The organism is Saccharicrinis sp. GN24d3, assembly GCF_052400645.1.
In the GTDB taxonomy this organism is placed as follows: Bacteria; Bacteroidota; Bacteroidia; order Bacteroidales; family Marinilabiliaceae; genus Saccharicrinis.
Window position 1 is genome coordinate 47,090 of the sequence record NZ_JBQTGI010000025.1, and the last position, 16,038, is coordinate 63,127.

Consider the following 16,038-nt stretch of genomic DNA (forward strand, 5'->3'; position numbering starts at 1 on the left):
CATTCAGAGACCTTGCTGACAAAAGTCACAACGTAGTACATTTACCTGTAAACCTCCCAGAAAGTGGGATTATATACCACGGTAGATTAAAAAAAACATCGATTAGAAATATTGCCAAAAACAAAAGCATCCTGTCAATCGGTCAGGATGCCTTTGTTTTTCAAATTCTTTTTGGTTACCTAATAACTTACTGAATTATTTTAGTAACCCAGCAATCACCTATTTTAAAGTGCGTTCAATTGTTTAATCAATTTAATTCTCTCCCTATGTACAATTACGATTGCTAAAGTTACTGCAACAACATAAATAATGCTCATAATGAATGATCTTTAAAAGTGAACAACTAGAAAATGTGATCTCAAAAGTATTAAAATTTTCTTACAATTGTAAAAATATGTAAATATTTTTATTTTTTTGACTATTCTTTAGTTATGTTCTAGTCATTAAAAGATCCTGAATACCTTGGCGCATAAAAAGCAATTCCGAAAAATAAATATCATTGATAAAAATCACTCTTTGATTCGGTATCAACAGTAATCTGTAATTATACCGACACATAATAAGGCTTACTTCAAGGTCAAAATGGTATTATAAACCGGATGCTTTATCCATCATTTTGATATACCACTGGTATTAACCCTGATGATGTATTAGAGATACGTAATGGGCATTTAAAATACATACAACAAAGCGTTACTGAAACGAGGCATAACTTGTCCCGATTACTTTCGGGAGCACAGCCCTGTTGAGTCGCAGCAAAGCAGTGAAACCCCTTGTTTTGAAGTAGTTGAATTGCGTAACAGGATTTCTGATGCATATTACGGGTTAAAGGCCATTCCCAGTGGCCATAGCCTGTTGTAAAAGAACTGTGGACTTTTTTCATTAGCTTTGAACACAGAATAAACAGACCATAAACACCATCATCAATGGAACAAGATAAATTGCAGCTTTTAATGAAAATGTTCACTCGCAACACCGGTGAGCAAGTGGAATCTATGAATATGCTACCCGTATCGGGATCGTACCGGGAGTATGTTCGTTTTAAAGGTGGTGGTAAATCCGCATTAGGCGCTTACAACTCCGATAAAAAGGAAAACATTGCTTTTGTCGGATTCTCGGAACACTTTCATGCCAAAGGATTAAATGTTCCAAAAATATTTGAAAACGATGCAGAAAATAATGTGTACCTGTTGGAAGACCTGGGCGATACCACCTTGTTTGATTTTCTGCAGAGAAACAGAACCGAGGACGAATTCTCGGAAGCGCTCATAGAAATATATAAAAAGACCATTGAAGAACTGGTCTTGTTTCAGCTCAAAGGAACCGAAGGATTGGATTTTGAATTGTGTTACCCTCGAAAAGCCTTTGACCGGCAGTCGATGCAATGGGATTTACACTACTTTAAATATTACTTTTTGAAGCTGGCCCAGGTGCCGTTCGACGAGCAAAAATTAGAGGAAGACTTCCAGTGTCTGATGGATTTCTTACTGGAAGCAGAACATCACTATTTTTTATACCGCGATTTTCAGTCCCGTAATATCATGGTAAAAAGTGGCGAACCCTGGTTTATTGATTATCAGGGAGGTCGTAAAGGTGCGCTGCAATACGACTTAGCATCTCTTTTGTATGACGGCAAAGCCGATATTCCTGTCGACTTGCGCGAAATGTTATACAACCATTATATCCAGACATTAAAAAAACACAAGGAAGTAGATGAAGCATCTTTTAAGAATCACTTTTTAGGTTATGTGTACATCCGGATTATGCAAGCTATGGGAGCCTATGGATTTAGAGGGTTTTACGAGAAAAAGGAACATTTTTTAAAAAGTATTCCGTTTGCACTTAAAAACATTACCTATCTGTTGACCAACCATCCTTTGCCCATAAATATACCGGAACTCAACACGGTACTGGATGCATTGACCCATAACGAAAAACTATTAAGAATCAATGCACTGACGGTTACAATCAATAGTTTTTCGTACAAAAGAGGAATCCCCTACGATATGAGTGGTAACGGAGGAGGTTTTGTATTTGATTGCCGGGCCATCCATAACCCGGGAAGATATGCAGCATACCAGCACGTAACCGGGAAAGACGAATCCGTTATTAAGTTTTTTGAAAATGAGCCTGAGATGGAAGAATTCCTGGGAAGCGTATTTCCCTTGATATCAAAATCGGTTGAGAAATATATTTCCAGAAACTTTAAACATTTGATGGTAAATTTTGGTTGTACAGGAGGTCAGCATCGATCGGTATATAGTGCTGAAAGAATGGCCAAATATATTCGGGAAAATTATCCTGTAACTGTTAAGCTTAGACATATAGAACAGGAAATCAAAAAAGGGTAAAGTCATGGGAAGCAAAAAATGTAAGGATTCAAATAAAAAAGATTTGGATTCCGAAAAACAAAAGAAACATAAGTATAAATGCAAGAAGTGTGACCTGACTGCAAACAAGGAAAAAAAGCTTTGTAAACCGATTAAAAACTAAAATTCCCTCGCAAAAACTATCGTTAGGTGATCGAAAAAGGTTACGGCATTAATTGTTTTCTACAATATGTATCGGTTCAATACAATCACTGTAAATTCTAGCTTGTCATTGGCATTTTTTTCTATTATATTAACGTCCCGTCCCCTTTTCAATATACGCTATATCATTAAATTTCTTATTATTGTAAAAATTAACACGAGTACAAAAGATAATTGATGAACGCACTTATTTTTGCCGCAGGCCTGGGAACACGCCTGTCACACATCACTAAAAACAAGCCCAAAGCATTGGTTGAGGTAGCGGGGAAACCCATGTTACAGCATGCCATTGAAAAGCTGGTTGGTATTGGTGTAACGCGCATAATTATCAATGTACATCATTATTCAGGTGCGGTTAAAGATTTCATATCTACATTATACTATCCCAATACTGAGCTTTTTATTTCCGACGAGAGTGCGGAACTATTGGAAACCGGTGGCGGATTGCTCAAAGCAGCTCCATTATTCGTTCCCGATAAAAACATTGTTCTATACAATGCTGATGTGTTAACCGGTGCGGATCTCAACAAGATGGTGGCCTATCACCAAAACAATGGTGGCATAGCCACTTTGATGGTAAAAAAAAGGCCTACAACCAGGTACTTTTTATTCGATAAAGACCATAGACTCTCCGGATGGGAAAACATTTCCACTGGTGCACGACGCATCACCCGCAAACAAAACGCTTACGAATCATTGGCTTTTTCCGGAATCCACATTATTAACCCAACATTAATACCCCAATTGGGCAACATACGCAAGTTTTCCATAACCAATGGATATCTTGATCTTTCTGCAGAAAACGCCATCTTTGGATGGAAAGATTGGGATGAATACTGGTTTGACATTGGCACACCGGAAAAATTAGAGTTAGCCAACAAGTATTTAAATCAGAAAACATTAGACTAACAATTATTATAAGATGACAAAGACTGAAAATCAAAAAGACTTGACTTACTTTCAGCGATTCTTCAAAGGTATTACAGGAGGAAGCGCACTTTTAATGATAGCCACATTTGCAGCCGTTGTTTGGGCCAATGTAGATCATGAAATTTACGAACACACCTGGCACGATGTGCTGACCATTGATGTCAACAAGTTTCATTTAAAAATGAGCTGGCACCACTGGATTAATGACGGACTAATGGCTATTTTCTTTTTTGTGGTAGGATTGGAGATAAAACGGGAATTCCTGGCCGGGGAGTTAAGTTCTTTTAAGCAAGCATCCTTACCTATCTTTGCCGCTGTTGGCGGTATGGTTGTTCCTATTATCTTTTTCTTCGCCTTCGGACTGGAAGGAGAGGCAAACAACGGCTGGGGGATTCCGATGGCTACCGACATTGCTTTTTCCTTAGGTATCCTGGGTATGCTAGGGAAGCGTGTTCCGCTTGGTTTAAAGGTATTTTTAACCGCATTGGCCATCGTGGATGATTTGGGCGCCGTTTTGGTGATTGCTTTGTTTTATGGAGGTGAACTTCAATGGACTTATTTGATAATAGCAGCTGTTCTATTAGGTATTTTGGCCATTGCCAACTTGCGCAACATTCAGGATTTACGCTTATATACATTCTTAGGTTTTATTATTTGGTATTTGTTCATTGTGTCGGGTGTTGAAGGACCGGGTTCCGGATTACATGCTACCATTGCTGGTGTGCTTATTGCATTTACTATCCCGGCCAGACCCAAGGTACATATCGATAAATTCTTACCCCGGGTAAATCATGGGCTCGAACATTTTGGCAGTATCGCCAAAAACGAACACGAAATTGTATTAACCGACGAACAACTGCATGCTGTAGACGAAATTGAATATGCGGTTCAAAAAGTAAGAAGCCCATTGCAGTATATCGAACACCAGTTCCATGGTTTTATCAGTGTGTTTGTGCTTCCGGTATTTGCCCTGGCCAATGCAGGGGTAGTCTTGAGCGCCGGGCATGATGGGGCAGAAGTTTTAACCATGGTTTCTTTCGCCATCGCTATCAGTCTGGTTTTTGGTAAAGTGATTGGTATTACCTTCTTTTCGTGGTTGGCCGTGCGACTAGGGTTTTCGATTAAGCCCAAGGGATCTTCCTGGTTGTCGTTTGCCGGTTTAGGTCTCCTGGGAGGTATCGGATTTACCATGTCGATATTTATTGCCAGTTTAGCCTATACCAATTCGGCTGAGATCTTGAATCAAGCTAAAATCGGAATCTTCCTGGGATCCATAGTTGCCGGTGTGGCTGGGTTCTATATATTGAAGTACTCTTTAAAAAGAGACGAAACAATGAGGAACCGAGGCGAAAAGGTGAAATAATCAATTATATAAACTGGAAAATGCCAAAATGAAGCTTTCCTGCGTTGGGACTTGCCCACAACACCTTCATATTTTGAGTTTAGTATGGGTTATGTGGTATAAATACCCATAAAAAAAGGTGCTTATTCAGCACCTTTTTTTGATTATCTTGGTTTCACCTATTAATTAATAGCGTGGACATCTTTTTTTCCTTCCAAGATGTCTTTTGCGAATTCTAATATTGTTGTGTCATCTAGTTCTACAACTCCTCCATCAGGCCCTGGTTCAATATGAATACCAACGCTTCTGCCCCTATCGTAATTTTTTCCTCCAAAATAATTCCGAACGGTCTCTACATTTAAGTCTAATTCATCTGCGATTGTTCTCATGCTGCCGTTTGGCAAACTGTCTTTAAGCTTTCTTAGCTGATTGAAAGTGATTGTAGTGCTCATAAGCCATATCATTTTAAATTCGAAGTTCTTTAAATATAGACATTAAATTTTAAAATTAAAACACATTTAACTTTAAAGTAAAAGGCTTGAAGCGAGAATTTTGTAAGAAGCCTTGATTTTAGGCGGTTTGTCCTGGCACAAAAAAAGTATATTTTTCGTACACTTTTTTTGTAGGCGATTATTTAAATATACATACCTGAAGAATACAATATTATTCTTAATATTTTTAATGTAAAAAAGTAATGGTAAAACAGGATTAACCACCGATTGTACCTCGGTGCCTACACGGTATATCATTCCGTCAATGCAACATTACCTTAGCTGCAATAAGCACCAGAATAAAAGTTAATATTCCTGTGAATAAGACCTGCATCACTTGAGGGCGTTTAAACTGCTCGGCTATACCACGGGCTAAACCTTTGTTATTGAAAAAAGTTAAGCGAACAAACTTAGGCAAAAGTGCCCCGTAAATTTTATATACTATATAACCGAGTGAAGCCCCCAACACAAATCCTCCCAGAACATCTCCCGGGAAGTGGACCCCTAGATAGATTCTGGAATAACCAACGAACACGGACCATACGAGAATAAATAATGAATAAAGCCTGTTCCTGAACAAGAGTGAAGTAAATACAGCAATACCCATGGTGTTGGTGGCATGTGACGATACAAAACCAAACTTCCCTCCCCGGTAACCAAACACGGTTTTTACCAGGTCCTTCAAGTCAGCATTGTGTGTTGGCCTTAATCGTTCAAAACCATACTTGAATATGTCCGTGGAGATTCTATCACAAAGTACCACCAAAATAATAACAGCTAGAATAGTGGTCCAACTTTGCCACTGTTGCCCTTTGACCATGGCATAAATAACCATAACATAAAAGGGAACCCAAACAAGCGTACTCGAAGTTAACCAAAACACGAGGTCCCAAAATTCAGTATGGTAATAATTCAATAATAATAGCAAGTTACTGTCTAGCTGCAATAGTGTTTCCATAGGAAATATCCGTTTTTCGTTCCTAAATCTAATTCTTTTTTGATATTAATTAAAGACAATCCGGTAATTCGGCATTGTTTTGTAATTTTGTATAGCTAAATACCATACGTAAAAATGACAAAAAGGATTCTTTTTCTTATTAATCCGGTATCGGGAGTTGGAAAACAAAGGACAATTGAGCGATATATCGAGTCGGAACTGGATTGCAACAAACTCTCCGTGGACATAGACTATACCGAATTCAGAGCTCATGCCCGCGAACTTGCCGGGAAAGCAGTTGGTCAATACGACGCAGTTGTAGCTGTGGGAGGTGACGGAACCGTGAACGAAGTGGCCTCAAAGCTGGTGGGCACCGATACGGCTTTGGCTATAGTCCCAACCGGTTCGGGTAACGGATTAGCACGTTTTATGCAGATACCCATGCGCATTAACAAGGCCATTCAAAGTCTGAATTATTTTCACGAGAAAAAAATAGATACCATGAAGGTCAACCAGTATTGCTCCGTAAATGTGGCCGGAATTGGTTTTGACGCACATATCAGCCATAATTTTGAAGGGAAAAAGTTAAGGGGCCCGTTAGGCTATCTGCAACTTATTACCACTGAATTTGCCGGCTACCAGTCGGACACCTACCAGCTGAAGATCGACGGAAAAGTTTATAGCAGGAAAGCATTTCTGATTAGTTTTGCCAACTCATCACAGTACGGCAACAATATACATATTGCCCCCAACGCTCAAATCGATGATGGATTGATAGATGTAAGCATCATTCGAGACTTCCCAATGTTTGATGCTCCCGCCATGATTTTCAGCCTCCTGGACAAATCCATCAACAAAAACGACAACGACGAGGTGGTGAGAGCGAAAAGGATTGAGATAGAACACCCCAGCGAGCTTAAAGCGCACGTCGATGGCGAACCTGTTTTGTTGGGAAAGAAAGCCATCATAGAAATAAAACCTTTATCCTTGAAGATTATTGTTCCGCCGGATCACTTGATCGAGAACTCCATACTGGACCCTATAAAGGAAATCATCCCGAATATACAGGATACATTAAACCTGGATAACATTTGGAATTTGAAGTTGCCGAAAACTTAAGAAAAGGATAAAAAAAGTTGGAAGCGATAACAGGATCACTTCCAACTTGTAACTTACCACCTTATCAATAAAGGCTATTTTCTTTTTTTCTTTTTTTGCTGCTGTAAATGCTGTTGTTTCTGCATTTCTTCCAATCTGGCCTGGAACCCGGACTTCTTTTTAGGTTTCTTTTGGTTAGCATTTAACTTGGCCAAAATGGCTTCTTCGTCTACAAACCTTCTAATCAAAATAGTTTGTAATATTGTAATCAAAGTGGACACGAAGTAATAATAACTTAAACCGGAAGCATAGTTATTAAAGAACACCAAAAACATCACCGGCATCATATACATCATACCTTTCATTCCCGGCATCTGACTGGTTGATTGCGTCATTTCCTGGTTCATCTTGGTATAAACAATGTTGGTGATCGACATCAACAAACAGAACAAACTAACATGGTCGCCATAAAACGGGATGGTAAACGGCAAGTCCCAAATGGAATCGTAGCTCGACAAGTCAGATGCCCATAAAAAGCTTTCGTGTCTTAACTCGATTGAAGCCGGGAAGAAACGGAACATGGCAAACAGGATCGGCATCTGCAACAACATGGGCAAACACCCACCTAACGGACTCACCCCGGCTTTGCTATACAAGGCCATAGTAGCCTTTTGACGCTCCATTGCTTTATCCGCAGGGATCTTCTCATTAATCTGGTCGATCTGCGGCTTTAGCACCCGCATTTTAGCCGTTGACATATAGGATTTGTAGGTCAACGGGAACAATACCAGCTTAATAATTAAAGTTAATAACAAGATGATTAAACCGTAACTTGCAATACCTCCTTCTAACCAGTTAAATATTGGAATAATAGCGTATTTGTTGATCCAACCAAAAATACCCCATCCTAAAGGAACAATCTCCTGAAGATCAAGGTCTTTAAATTTTTTCAACGTTTTATATTTGTTAGGCCCAAAGTAAAACTGGAACGACTTCTCGTTTAGTCTTCCACCTTTGTGGGGTATAACCAAGGATGCGGTATTGGTGCTCAATATAGGTGAATTATCTTCCTCCGCATATACATTCACATCCACCCTACCCCCGGCAAATTTATCTTTGGCAATCAAGATTGATGAAAAGAACTGATCTTTGAAAGCCATCCATTTTACCGGTGTTCTAAAATCTTCATCACCCGACTTACCTGAGATGTCGTCCACCACATCTTGATCGTATTTAAAATATACGCCGGAGTATTGAATTTCGAATTTACGTCCTTTTTCCTGGGCTATCACATCCATTTTCCAATCCAGGTCAAAGCCACCGCGGTTAGCCTGGATGATATCTTCGATATTATTCTGAATGATGTTAAAATCTAACAAATAAGCCTTGGCAGTCAGCTTGTAATCAAAAGACATAAACTGATCATCGCCCAAGTTTAGTTTAAACTTTAGGATAGAATCGTTACTTGCTGCTTCATCTATACTGAAGTAGAGGTTATTCGTGTTAAGAATACGGTTGTTATGAAAGAAGTTAAATCCAAATTGGTTTACATCTCCATCAAAAAGCACCAAAGGTTTTTCTTCGAAATTGGTATATTCCTTAAGCTCTACCGAATATACTTTTGCGCCCCGGCTGGAAAACTTAACTTTAATCCGTTCATTTTCCAAGGTATAAAACTTATTCTCCCCTTCAACAGCGCTTGCGAAAAGACCAAATTTATCGGCCAATTGTTTTTGGGCTGAACTATCGGCAACGGTTGTTGATTCTACCTTTGTTTCAACCACCACATTACTTTGCTCTCTAGCGGCTTCTTTTGTGGCAGAAGCCTCAACTTTCGCTATCGAATCCTGATATCTTTTTTGTGCTTCTATTTCTTCTTCACTGGGTTTATTGATCCACCAAAACAGCCCTAATATAGCGGCTATCAGAATCATGCCCGTAACGGAATTCTTATCCATTTTTACTTTGTTTCTTGATTTAAATTTTTAGTAGTTCTTATTTACTGATGGCAGCTTGTACGAACGACATAAATATAGGATGCGGTTTTAACACGGTACTACTATATTCCGGGTGAAACTGAACACCAACAAACCACTTCAATCCTGGCACCTCAACAATTTCTGCCAATCCGGTTTCAGGGTTGTATCCACTGGCTATCATACCGTTTTCTTCAAATTGTGCCAGATAATCGCTGTTAAACTCATATCTGTGCCTATGTCTTTCATGTGTCGTCTTTAAACCGTAAGCCTCATAAGCTTTGCTACCTTCTTTTAGGGCACACTCGTATGCACCCAATCGCATAGTACCCCCCATGTCGGTCACATTCTTTTGATCTTCCATCAAATCAATTACCGGGTATGGAGAAAGGTGGTCCATTTCCGTAGAGTTCGCCTTATCCAGTTTAATCACATTACGTGCATATTCTATAACTGCACATTGCATTCCCAGGCAGATACCCAAAAACACCATGTTGTTTTCACGCGTATATTTTACGGTTTCCAGCTTTCCTTCAATTCCGCGGTTCCCGAACCCTGGTGCTACCAAAACAGCATCCAGACCTGCTAACTTCTCCGCCACGTTTTCTTCGTTGATACTTTCGGAGTGAATCAGTTTAATCTCCGCTTTTCTGTCATTATAAGTACATGCGTGAATTAAAGCTTCAATAATTGATTTATAGGCATCGGCCAACTCAACATATTTCCCTACCAATCCGATCGTTACCTTTTTTTCGGCCCCTTTCATCTTGGCCAAATAATTTTTCCATTTTTTTAAGTCAGGTTTTTTGTTGACGGGCAATTCCAGTTTTTCCAGGCAAATTTCGTCCAACCCTTCTTCCTGCATTTTAACAGGCACTTCGTAAATAGTGGATACATCAATAGATTGAATAACCGCGCGTGGGTTTACGTTACAGAACAAGGCTACTTTTTTGCGGATATCGGCTCCTAAGTCGTGTTCGGTGCGTAACACCAAGACATCCGGTTGAACCCCGGCCTCAAGCAATGTTTTCACGGAGTGTTGCGTAGGCTTGGTCTTTAACTCACCGGAAGCGTTCAGGTAAGGAACCAAAGTCAAATGAATAACCAGGGCCCTGTTTCCTAATTCCCATTTTAACTGACGAACGGCTTCAACATAGGGTAATGATTCAATATCACCTACGGTACCGCCAATTTCGGTTATCACCACATCAAATTTGTGCTTGGTGCCCAAAAGCTTAATGTTGCGTTTTATTTCATCGGTAATATGAGGAATAATCTGAACCGTTTTACCTAAATAGTCCCCTTTACGCTCTTTATTAATAACGTTTTGATATATTCTTCCCGTAGTTACATTATTGGCCTGAGAAGTAGGCACATTCAAAAAACGTTCGTAGTGCCCCAAATCCAAATCGGTTTCCGCACCATCCTCTGTTACATAACACTCTCCGTGCTCGTACGGATTCAACGTTCCCGGATCCACGTTCAAATATGGATCTAACTTTTGAATAGTAACTTTATATCCTCTCGATTGTAACAGCTTGGCCAACGAAGCTGAAATAATTCCTTTACCTAGCGACGAGGCTACCCCTCCTGTTACAAAAATATATCTTGTATCCGGCACTGTATCAACAATTTAAATTAAAACTATAATTCTTGCCCAAAAATAAAGTTACAAAGGTAAAAATTAATGGGTAAATAAAAAGGAACCAACGGGCAGTATATTTGACTATGGTAAGATATTAAAACGAATTATGAACGATACGTATTTGGAATGTTTGTCGCTGAAATGTTTGTGTGCCGTTGTTCACTCAAACATGCTTGGCGCTTGCTACAACGTTTAAAGATTTGCTAATTAGCAACACCTTTATCTTGTTTTAAATTGTTTTTTGTTAAGGCGGCAAGGGCTTTGTTTCCTATGAGTAACGATATATTCATATTGCTCAATCCATTTTTAATATACCGTTTTTCTCCATCGATTACTTTATATTGCAACAAACCACTCCTTTCCCAACTAATTTTATCTGTCTGATTATAGTTCTTTATTTTTTCTTTCAACTGACTCATCACCACATCTTCCATTAAGCTAAAGTCTTGTTCCATACGTAGGGCCTCTTGTTCCATAGAATCTGCCATCTGCCATGCGCTGGATGAGGGGGAATTCTTTTTTTTTACTTCGCTGATCCACCCTTTCAACTTACTAAGGTCGCCTGTTTTCAACCATATTTTAGCTTGCGTCCGTTTAATTTTATTTTTGTTTTCTCTATTGGATATCATAAACATGATAACGACCAAAAGGATAATTGGCATGGCTTTTAATAATGTAGTTAATTCTAGCATAAGACGCACACTTAATTAAATGAGGTAAAATCCCCTTCACATCTTCCAAGCCATTAAAAAGCAAAATAAAAATAACACTCTTTACAGGCAGAACAAGTCAGCGTTACATTGCTAACATTTTATGAATGATATATTAATATTGGAAAAAGCAACTATCCAATCCCAGTATTTTTCGCGATAACTATTTAAAAAATATACAGGTTGATTCCATGTTTGTTTTACTGATTCCGGTTACCACGTAGTAGTATCTATCCGGATCTGTAAATTTGTTAACCGTTCCATTCACACTATTTGCTCCAGTAATCCTTACAATGTTTTCGCTGCTTTCCGTATTTGCTGGCTTTCCCTTTTTAAATTTATAGATAACAAAATAATCATTGTTTTCACCTGACTCCCAGTTCAGATTTATCGTATTGCCCACTACTTCGATTCTTGCATTTTTAGGTGCTTGGGCCGGAATCTGCTCCACCCGCATGTTTACCGGAGGCAGCGCTTCATATCTATACATATGCTTAGCCATCTTCTCCTTTAAATTTAACGGATTTCTTTTTAGGTATTTAGCACTAAAAAACATACTCCCGTCAATATTAGGAATCGATCTGTTCAGTTTAATTTGCCTGATTATTTCTTTTGAGGAATGCCAGGCTTTATCTTTTGATTTTTTATCTATCCTATATAATCCCTGGCCGGTGTATAAACGACAACCAAAGGCATTCTTGCTCCACCAATCGGCTATTATGGCATAATCTGCCACCTCTTTTCCAATATGCCAATAAATTTGGGGAGTTACATAGTCAATCCACCCTTCCTTATCCCACTTTAATACATCAGCGTATAAATCGTCGTAATTGGTTTGACCAGCACTTGTAGCAGAACCTCTGGGATCTTTTGACTGGTTTCGCCAAACACCGAAAGGCGAGATTCCAAACTCGATATGTGGATTTATCTTTTCAATGGTATCGTGCAATTGCTTAATGATTAAATCAACATTGTCCCTGCGCCAATCTTCTTTATCGCCGGGTTCAAATCCTCTTGGATACATTTCAAACGCCTCCTGGTCCTGAAAATCTTTTCCTGCAATTCGGTAAGGGTAAAAATAGTCGTCGAAATGGATACCGTCCACGGCATACCTCCTGACAATATCGGCAACAACAGAAGCCACATGATTACGTGTTTCCGGCAATCCAGGATTGAAGTAGCTCTTTTTTCCATATGACACGAACCACTCCGGATGCAACCGGGTAGGATGATTTTCCGAAATAGAGCTTCGCGCTGTATCAAACACAGCTCTGTAAGGGTTTAGCCATACCTGTATATCTAATCCTCGCATCTTGCACTCCTCGATGGTAAATTGAAGGGGGTCGTAAAACGGCTCAGGTGCTTGACCTTGCTCTCCGATTAACCATTGCGACCAAGGTTCTAATGCAGATGGATAAAACGCATCTGAAGCCGGACGAATTTGAAACACCACCGTATTCATCTTATATGCTTTGGCCAGATCCAGTAGTTCAATCATTTCATCTTTTTGCATTTCAACCGAAAGACCAGACTTGGAGGGCCAATCAATATTAGCCACGGAAGCTATCCACACAGCACGCATCTCTCTTTTGGGGTAATCTTTTGCTTGGGCCTTAAAACCTAAACACAGCAGTAACAGTAAAATATATTTTTTCATAAGATTGATATGGAATAGGAGTTAAATAACGCTTCCGTTATTTATGATCATCAAACACATGTGTTGCATAGTTGAGCCCCATGGCATCGTACCTGTTTTTAAAATGATTTAATCGGGATGTAAAATCTTCCCATTCTTTTAATTCTTTTTTTGTCCATACCGCTTCCGACAATGCGGTTAATCTGGGCAATAGCATATATTCGGCATATTCTTCGGTGCCTATATACTCTGTCCATAAATTAGCCTGACCACCCAAAATATACTTCTGTTCTTCCGTATTTAATTCATCCGGAACAGGGTCAAAAGCATATACTTTTTCCACAGGTAAGAATCCTCCAATGGCAATCGGTTCTTTTTCCTTGTCTTCCGATTGGTAATAATCGAAATAACAAGTAGAATTTGGACTCATAATCACATCATGTCCGGATTTTGCGGCAGCAATTCCTCCTGCGTTTCCTCTCCAAGACATTACGGTGGCATTGGGTGCCAGTCCACCTTCCAATATCTCGTCCCAACCAATAATCTGTTTCCCCTTGCTGTTTACAAACTTCTCTATTCGTGTAATAAAGTAACTTTGCAATTCATGCTCATCTTTTAAGTCATGTGCTGCCATTCTTTTTTGGCAATGCGGACATCTTTCCCAATTCCCTTTAGGACATTCATCCCCTCCAATATGTACGTATTTCGAAGGAAATAAATCCATCACTTCGGCCAGTACGTCTTCTAAAAAAGCAAAGGTTTCTTCTTTCCCTGCACAATAAACATCATCATAAACACCCCACGATTCCTGTACAACTTTAGGATTACCATTTTTCTGTGCCTTTTTAGAACCCTCTGAAATAAGGCTATTGGGAACGATACTTTGCTCTTTCGGAAAGCAGCTTAAATTGGTATACGCTGCAATAGCAGCACTACTATGACCGGGAAGTTCTATTTCAGGAATAACAGTGATATGTTTTTGGGCAGCATATGCTATTACCTCTTTAATCTCCTCCTGAGTATAAAAGCCACCGTATTTCTTGTTATCGTTTTCAGTTCCCGGATAATTACCTACAATTGTACCATTTCTCCACGCTCCTATTTCCGTTAATTTTGGATATTTTTTAATTTCAATACGCCATCCTTGATCCTCTGTCAGGTGCCAATGAAAGGTATTCATTTTGTGCAATGCCAATACATCTAAATACCGCTTTATAAATTCTACGGAATAAAAGTGACGACATACATCCAGGTGCATCCCTCTATACGAAAATCTCGGGGCATCCTTTATTAAAGTGGCAGGAATAGTTAATTCTTGAACTGATGTTTTCGCTTCTATTTGGGAGGGCAGTAATTGTCGTAAGGTCTGAATTCCGTAGAAAATGCCTTTTGCTGTTTTAGCCAAGATCTCAATTTTATTGTATTGAACCGATAAAACATACTCTTCTTCACCAGACATTGATGCATCCAGCTTTAACTGAATATTACCCTGGTTTGCAAACGAAATACTTTCCCCACTTGCTTCACTAAGCATTTTTGCAAGGTAATTACCTTCGGCTGCCAAAACTTCCCCACCGTACACTTGGGTTTTATGGTTGATTTTAAATCGACCATTTAAAACCTTTACCAATTCTGGCTTTGGTATAATCATATAGTCCTTTTCTGAATTAACATGTTCCTTAAGTTCATTATCACATGACGATAAAACCAACAGGCATGTTATTAACACATAAAAAATCTTAGTCATTTTTCCGTTATTTATAAAGTGAAAAATTATTTCCTGCTTAGATGATTAACAAATAGGAAGTAACTTCTTCATGAATATATTTGTAAATTTTACATTTATTCTGCGCACACCAAATTTAGTAACTCTATAAAAATAAATAAAACTTTGTTCTTCTTTTAACCGTGCAGTTTATTATCCTTAAGCGTTGTTTTTCAATTTCCGTTTGATATAATACACCAAACGGCGACAACAATACATTATGATTGTGTCGACCAGTACAATTTTCGTGACCCTTTAACAACGATTTCACCATAAAAATAGATTCCAATTTAATATCACAGGAAGTAGCCCCAACCATCACTTTAACCCGGATTATGTATTGGAGGTTCGTCATGAGCATTGCAAGTACAATAAAACAAGGCATTACCCAAACGAGGCATCACTTGTCCCGATTACTTTCGGGAGCATCGTTCTGGTGAGTTGAAGTGATGCAACGAAGTGCCTTGTTGTAAAGTAATTTCAATGGGTTATAGAATTTCTAATGCATATTGCGGGTTAAACCAGGAACGCAAAAACAATGAGTCGCGCAAAAAGAAAAAATACAAGTGCAGGAATGTGGAGAAGGATTGGTAAAAAAAGGGTGCTTCCTCTCGCATTATCTGAATAAATATAAATCCCAACTTATATAAGATAGTTGGTTGGATGATTCCAAAAAACAGACGCAATTCTACTGATTATATGGCATTTATTACATCCAAGTTAATGGTGTTGGCAAAACAGAAAGTACATTAAACCCGGATTATGTATTGGAGGTTTGTCATGAGCATTGCAAGTACAATAAAACAAGGCATTACTGAAACGAGGCATAACTTGTCCCGATTACATTCCATAGCCGTTAACTTTAGCCATTAAAAATTAAATTAATTATTTCTGGATGCATTTGTTTTTTCAATCTCTTTTCAATTGTGAAAGAGTCTGCAATTTCACAAAAAGTGTCTGAGAACCAGCACGAAAAC

General features: G+C 38.8%; 11 protein-coding genes. 4 read left to right on the forward strand and 7 right to left on the reverse strand.

The window, feature by feature from the left end:
- Window positions 1-926: 926 nt before the first annotated feature.
- From ACT29I_RS21855 to nhaA, 3 genes are all read left to right on the forward strand, one after another.
- Window positions 927-2,351 carry a RapZ C-terminal domain-containing protein gene (locus tag ACT29I_RS21855; RefSeq protein WP_444794410.1) on the forward strand — a complete coding sequence of 475 codons (1,425 nt, stop codon included), beginning with the start codon at window positions 927-929 and terminating at the stop codon, window positions 2,349-2,351.
- Window positions 2,352-2,708: 357 nt separating this feature from the next.
- Window positions 2,709-3,440, forward strand: coding sequence for a nucleotidyltransferase family protein (locus tag ACT29I_RS21860; protein WP_444794411.1), 732 nt, complete (start codon window positions 2,709-2,711; stop codon window positions 3,438-3,440).
- Between the two features lie 13 nt (window positions 3,441-3,453).
- Window positions 3,454-4,824, forward strand: a complete 1,371-nt coding sequence (gene nhaA / locus ACT29I_RS21865) for a Na+/H+ antiporter NhaA (RefSeq protein ID WP_430933307.1) — start codon at window positions 3,454-3,456, stop codon at window positions 4,822-4,824.
- Window positions 4,825-4,985: 161 nt separating this feature from the next.
- Here nhaA and ACT29I_RS21870 read toward each other — a convergent pair whose 3' ends face one another.
- Together ACT29I_RS21870 and ACT29I_RS21875 are read right to left on the reverse strand one after the other, a co-directional pair.
- On the reverse strand, window positions 4,986-5,255 hold the full coding sequence (locus ACT29I_RS21870; RefSeq protein ID WP_444794412.1) for a DNA-binding protein: 270 nt from the start codon (window positions 5,253-5,255) through the stop codon (window positions 4,986-4,988).
- 301 nt (window positions 5,256-5,556) lie between these two features.
- A complete protein-coding gene (locus ACT29I_RS21875; protein ID WP_444794413.1) occupies window positions 5,557-6,252 on the reverse strand; it encodes a phosphatase PAP2 family protein in 696 nt (231 codons plus the stop codon).
- A 114-nt stretch (window positions 6,253-6,366) separates the two neighbouring features.
- Between ACT29I_RS21875 and ACT29I_RS21880 the strand changes: the two genes are divergently transcribed.
- The gene (locus tag ACT29I_RS21880) at window positions 6,367-7,350 is read left to right on the forward strand and encodes a diacylglycerol/lipid kinase family protein (RefSeq protein WP_444794414.1); all 984 of its coding nucleotides are present in this window, start codon (window positions 6,367-6,369) and stop codon (window positions 7,348-7,350) included.
- A 74-nt stretch (window positions 7,351-7,424) separates the two neighbouring features.
- On the opposite strand, the gene yidC is transcribed toward ACT29I_RS21880, so the two are convergent.
- The 5 genes from yidC to ACT29I_RS21905 all read right to left on the reverse strand — a co-directional run bounded on the left by yidC (window position 7,425) and on the right by ACT29I_RS21905 (window position 15,043).
- Window positions 7,425-9,287, reverse strand: coding sequence for a membrane protein insertase YidC (gene yidC / locus ACT29I_RS21885; protein ID WP_430933303.1), 1,863 nt, complete (start codon window positions 9,285-9,287; stop codon window positions 7,425-7,427).
- 37 nt (window positions 9,288-9,324) lie between these two features.
- The gene (locus ACT29I_RS21890) at window positions 9,325-10,926 is read right to left on the reverse strand and encodes a CTP synthase (RefSeq protein ID WP_444794415.1); all 1,602 of its coding nucleotides are present in this window, start codon (window positions 10,924-10,926) and stop codon (window positions 9,325-9,327) included.
- A 227-nt stretch (window positions 10,927-11,153) separates the two neighbouring features.
- Complete coding sequence (locus ACT29I_RS21895; RefSeq protein ID WP_444794416.1) at window positions 11,154-11,642, reverse strand: hypothetical protein; 489 nt, start codon at window positions 11,640-11,642, stop codon at window positions 11,154-11,156.
- A 181-nt stretch (window positions 11,643-11,823) separates the two neighbouring features.
- A complete protein-coding gene (locus tag ACT29I_RS21900; RefSeq protein ID WP_444794417.1) occupies window positions 11,824-13,317 on the reverse strand; it encodes a glycoside hydrolase family 10 protein in 1,494 nt (497 codons plus the stop codon).
- 37 nt (window positions 13,318-13,354) lie between these two features.
- Window positions 13,355-15,043 (reverse strand): beta-N-acetylhexosaminidase, encoded by a 1,689-nt coding sequence (locus ACT29I_RS21905; protein ID WP_444794418.1) that lies wholly within the window; start codon window positions 15,041-15,043, stop codon window positions 13,355-13,357.
- Between the last annotated feature and the right edge of the window lie 995 nt (window positions 15,044-16,038).

Excerpts from the sequence above, each read along its gene's own strand:
- ACT29I_RS21855 (WP_444794410.1), top strand. The coding sequence starts at position 927 with ATGGAACAAGATAAATTGCAGCTTTTAATGAAAATGTTCACTCGCAAC.
- ACT29I_RS21860 (WP_444794411.1), top strand. The coding sequence starts at position 2,709 with ATGAACGCACTTATTTTTGCCGCAGGCCTGGGAACACGCCTGTCACAC.
- nhaA (WP_430933307.1), top strand. The coding sequence starts at position 3,454 with ATGACAAAGACTGAAAATCAAAAAGACTTGACTTACTTTCAGCGATTC.
- ACT29I_RS21870 (WP_444794412.1), bottom strand. The coding sequence starts at position 5,255 with ATGAGCACTACAATCACTTTCAATCAGCTAAGAAAGCTTAAAGACAGT.
- ACT29I_RS21875 (WP_444794413.1), bottom strand. The coding sequence starts at position 6,252 with ATGGAAACACTATTGCAGCTAGACAGTAACTTGCTATTATTATTGAAT.
- ACT29I_RS21880 (WP_444794414.1), top strand. The coding sequence starts at position 6,367 with ATGACAAAAAGGATTCTTTTTCTTATTAATCCGGTATCGGGAGTTGGA.
- yidC (WP_430933303.1), bottom strand. The coding sequence starts at position 9,287 with ATGGATAAGAATTCCGTTACGGGCATGATTCTGATAGCCGCTATATTA.
- ACT29I_RS21895 (WP_444794416.1), bottom strand. The coding sequence starts at position 11,642 with ATGCTAGAATTAACTACATTATTAAAAGCCATGCCAATTATCCTTTTG.
- ACT29I_RS21900 (WP_444794417.1), bottom strand. The coding sequence starts at position 13,317 with ATGAAAAAATATATTTTACTGTTACTGCTGTGTTTAGGTTTTAAGGCC.
- ACT29I_RS21905 (WP_444794418.1), bottom strand. The coding sequence starts at position 15,043 with ATGACTAAGATTTTTTATGTGTTAATAACATGCCTGTTGGTTTTATCG.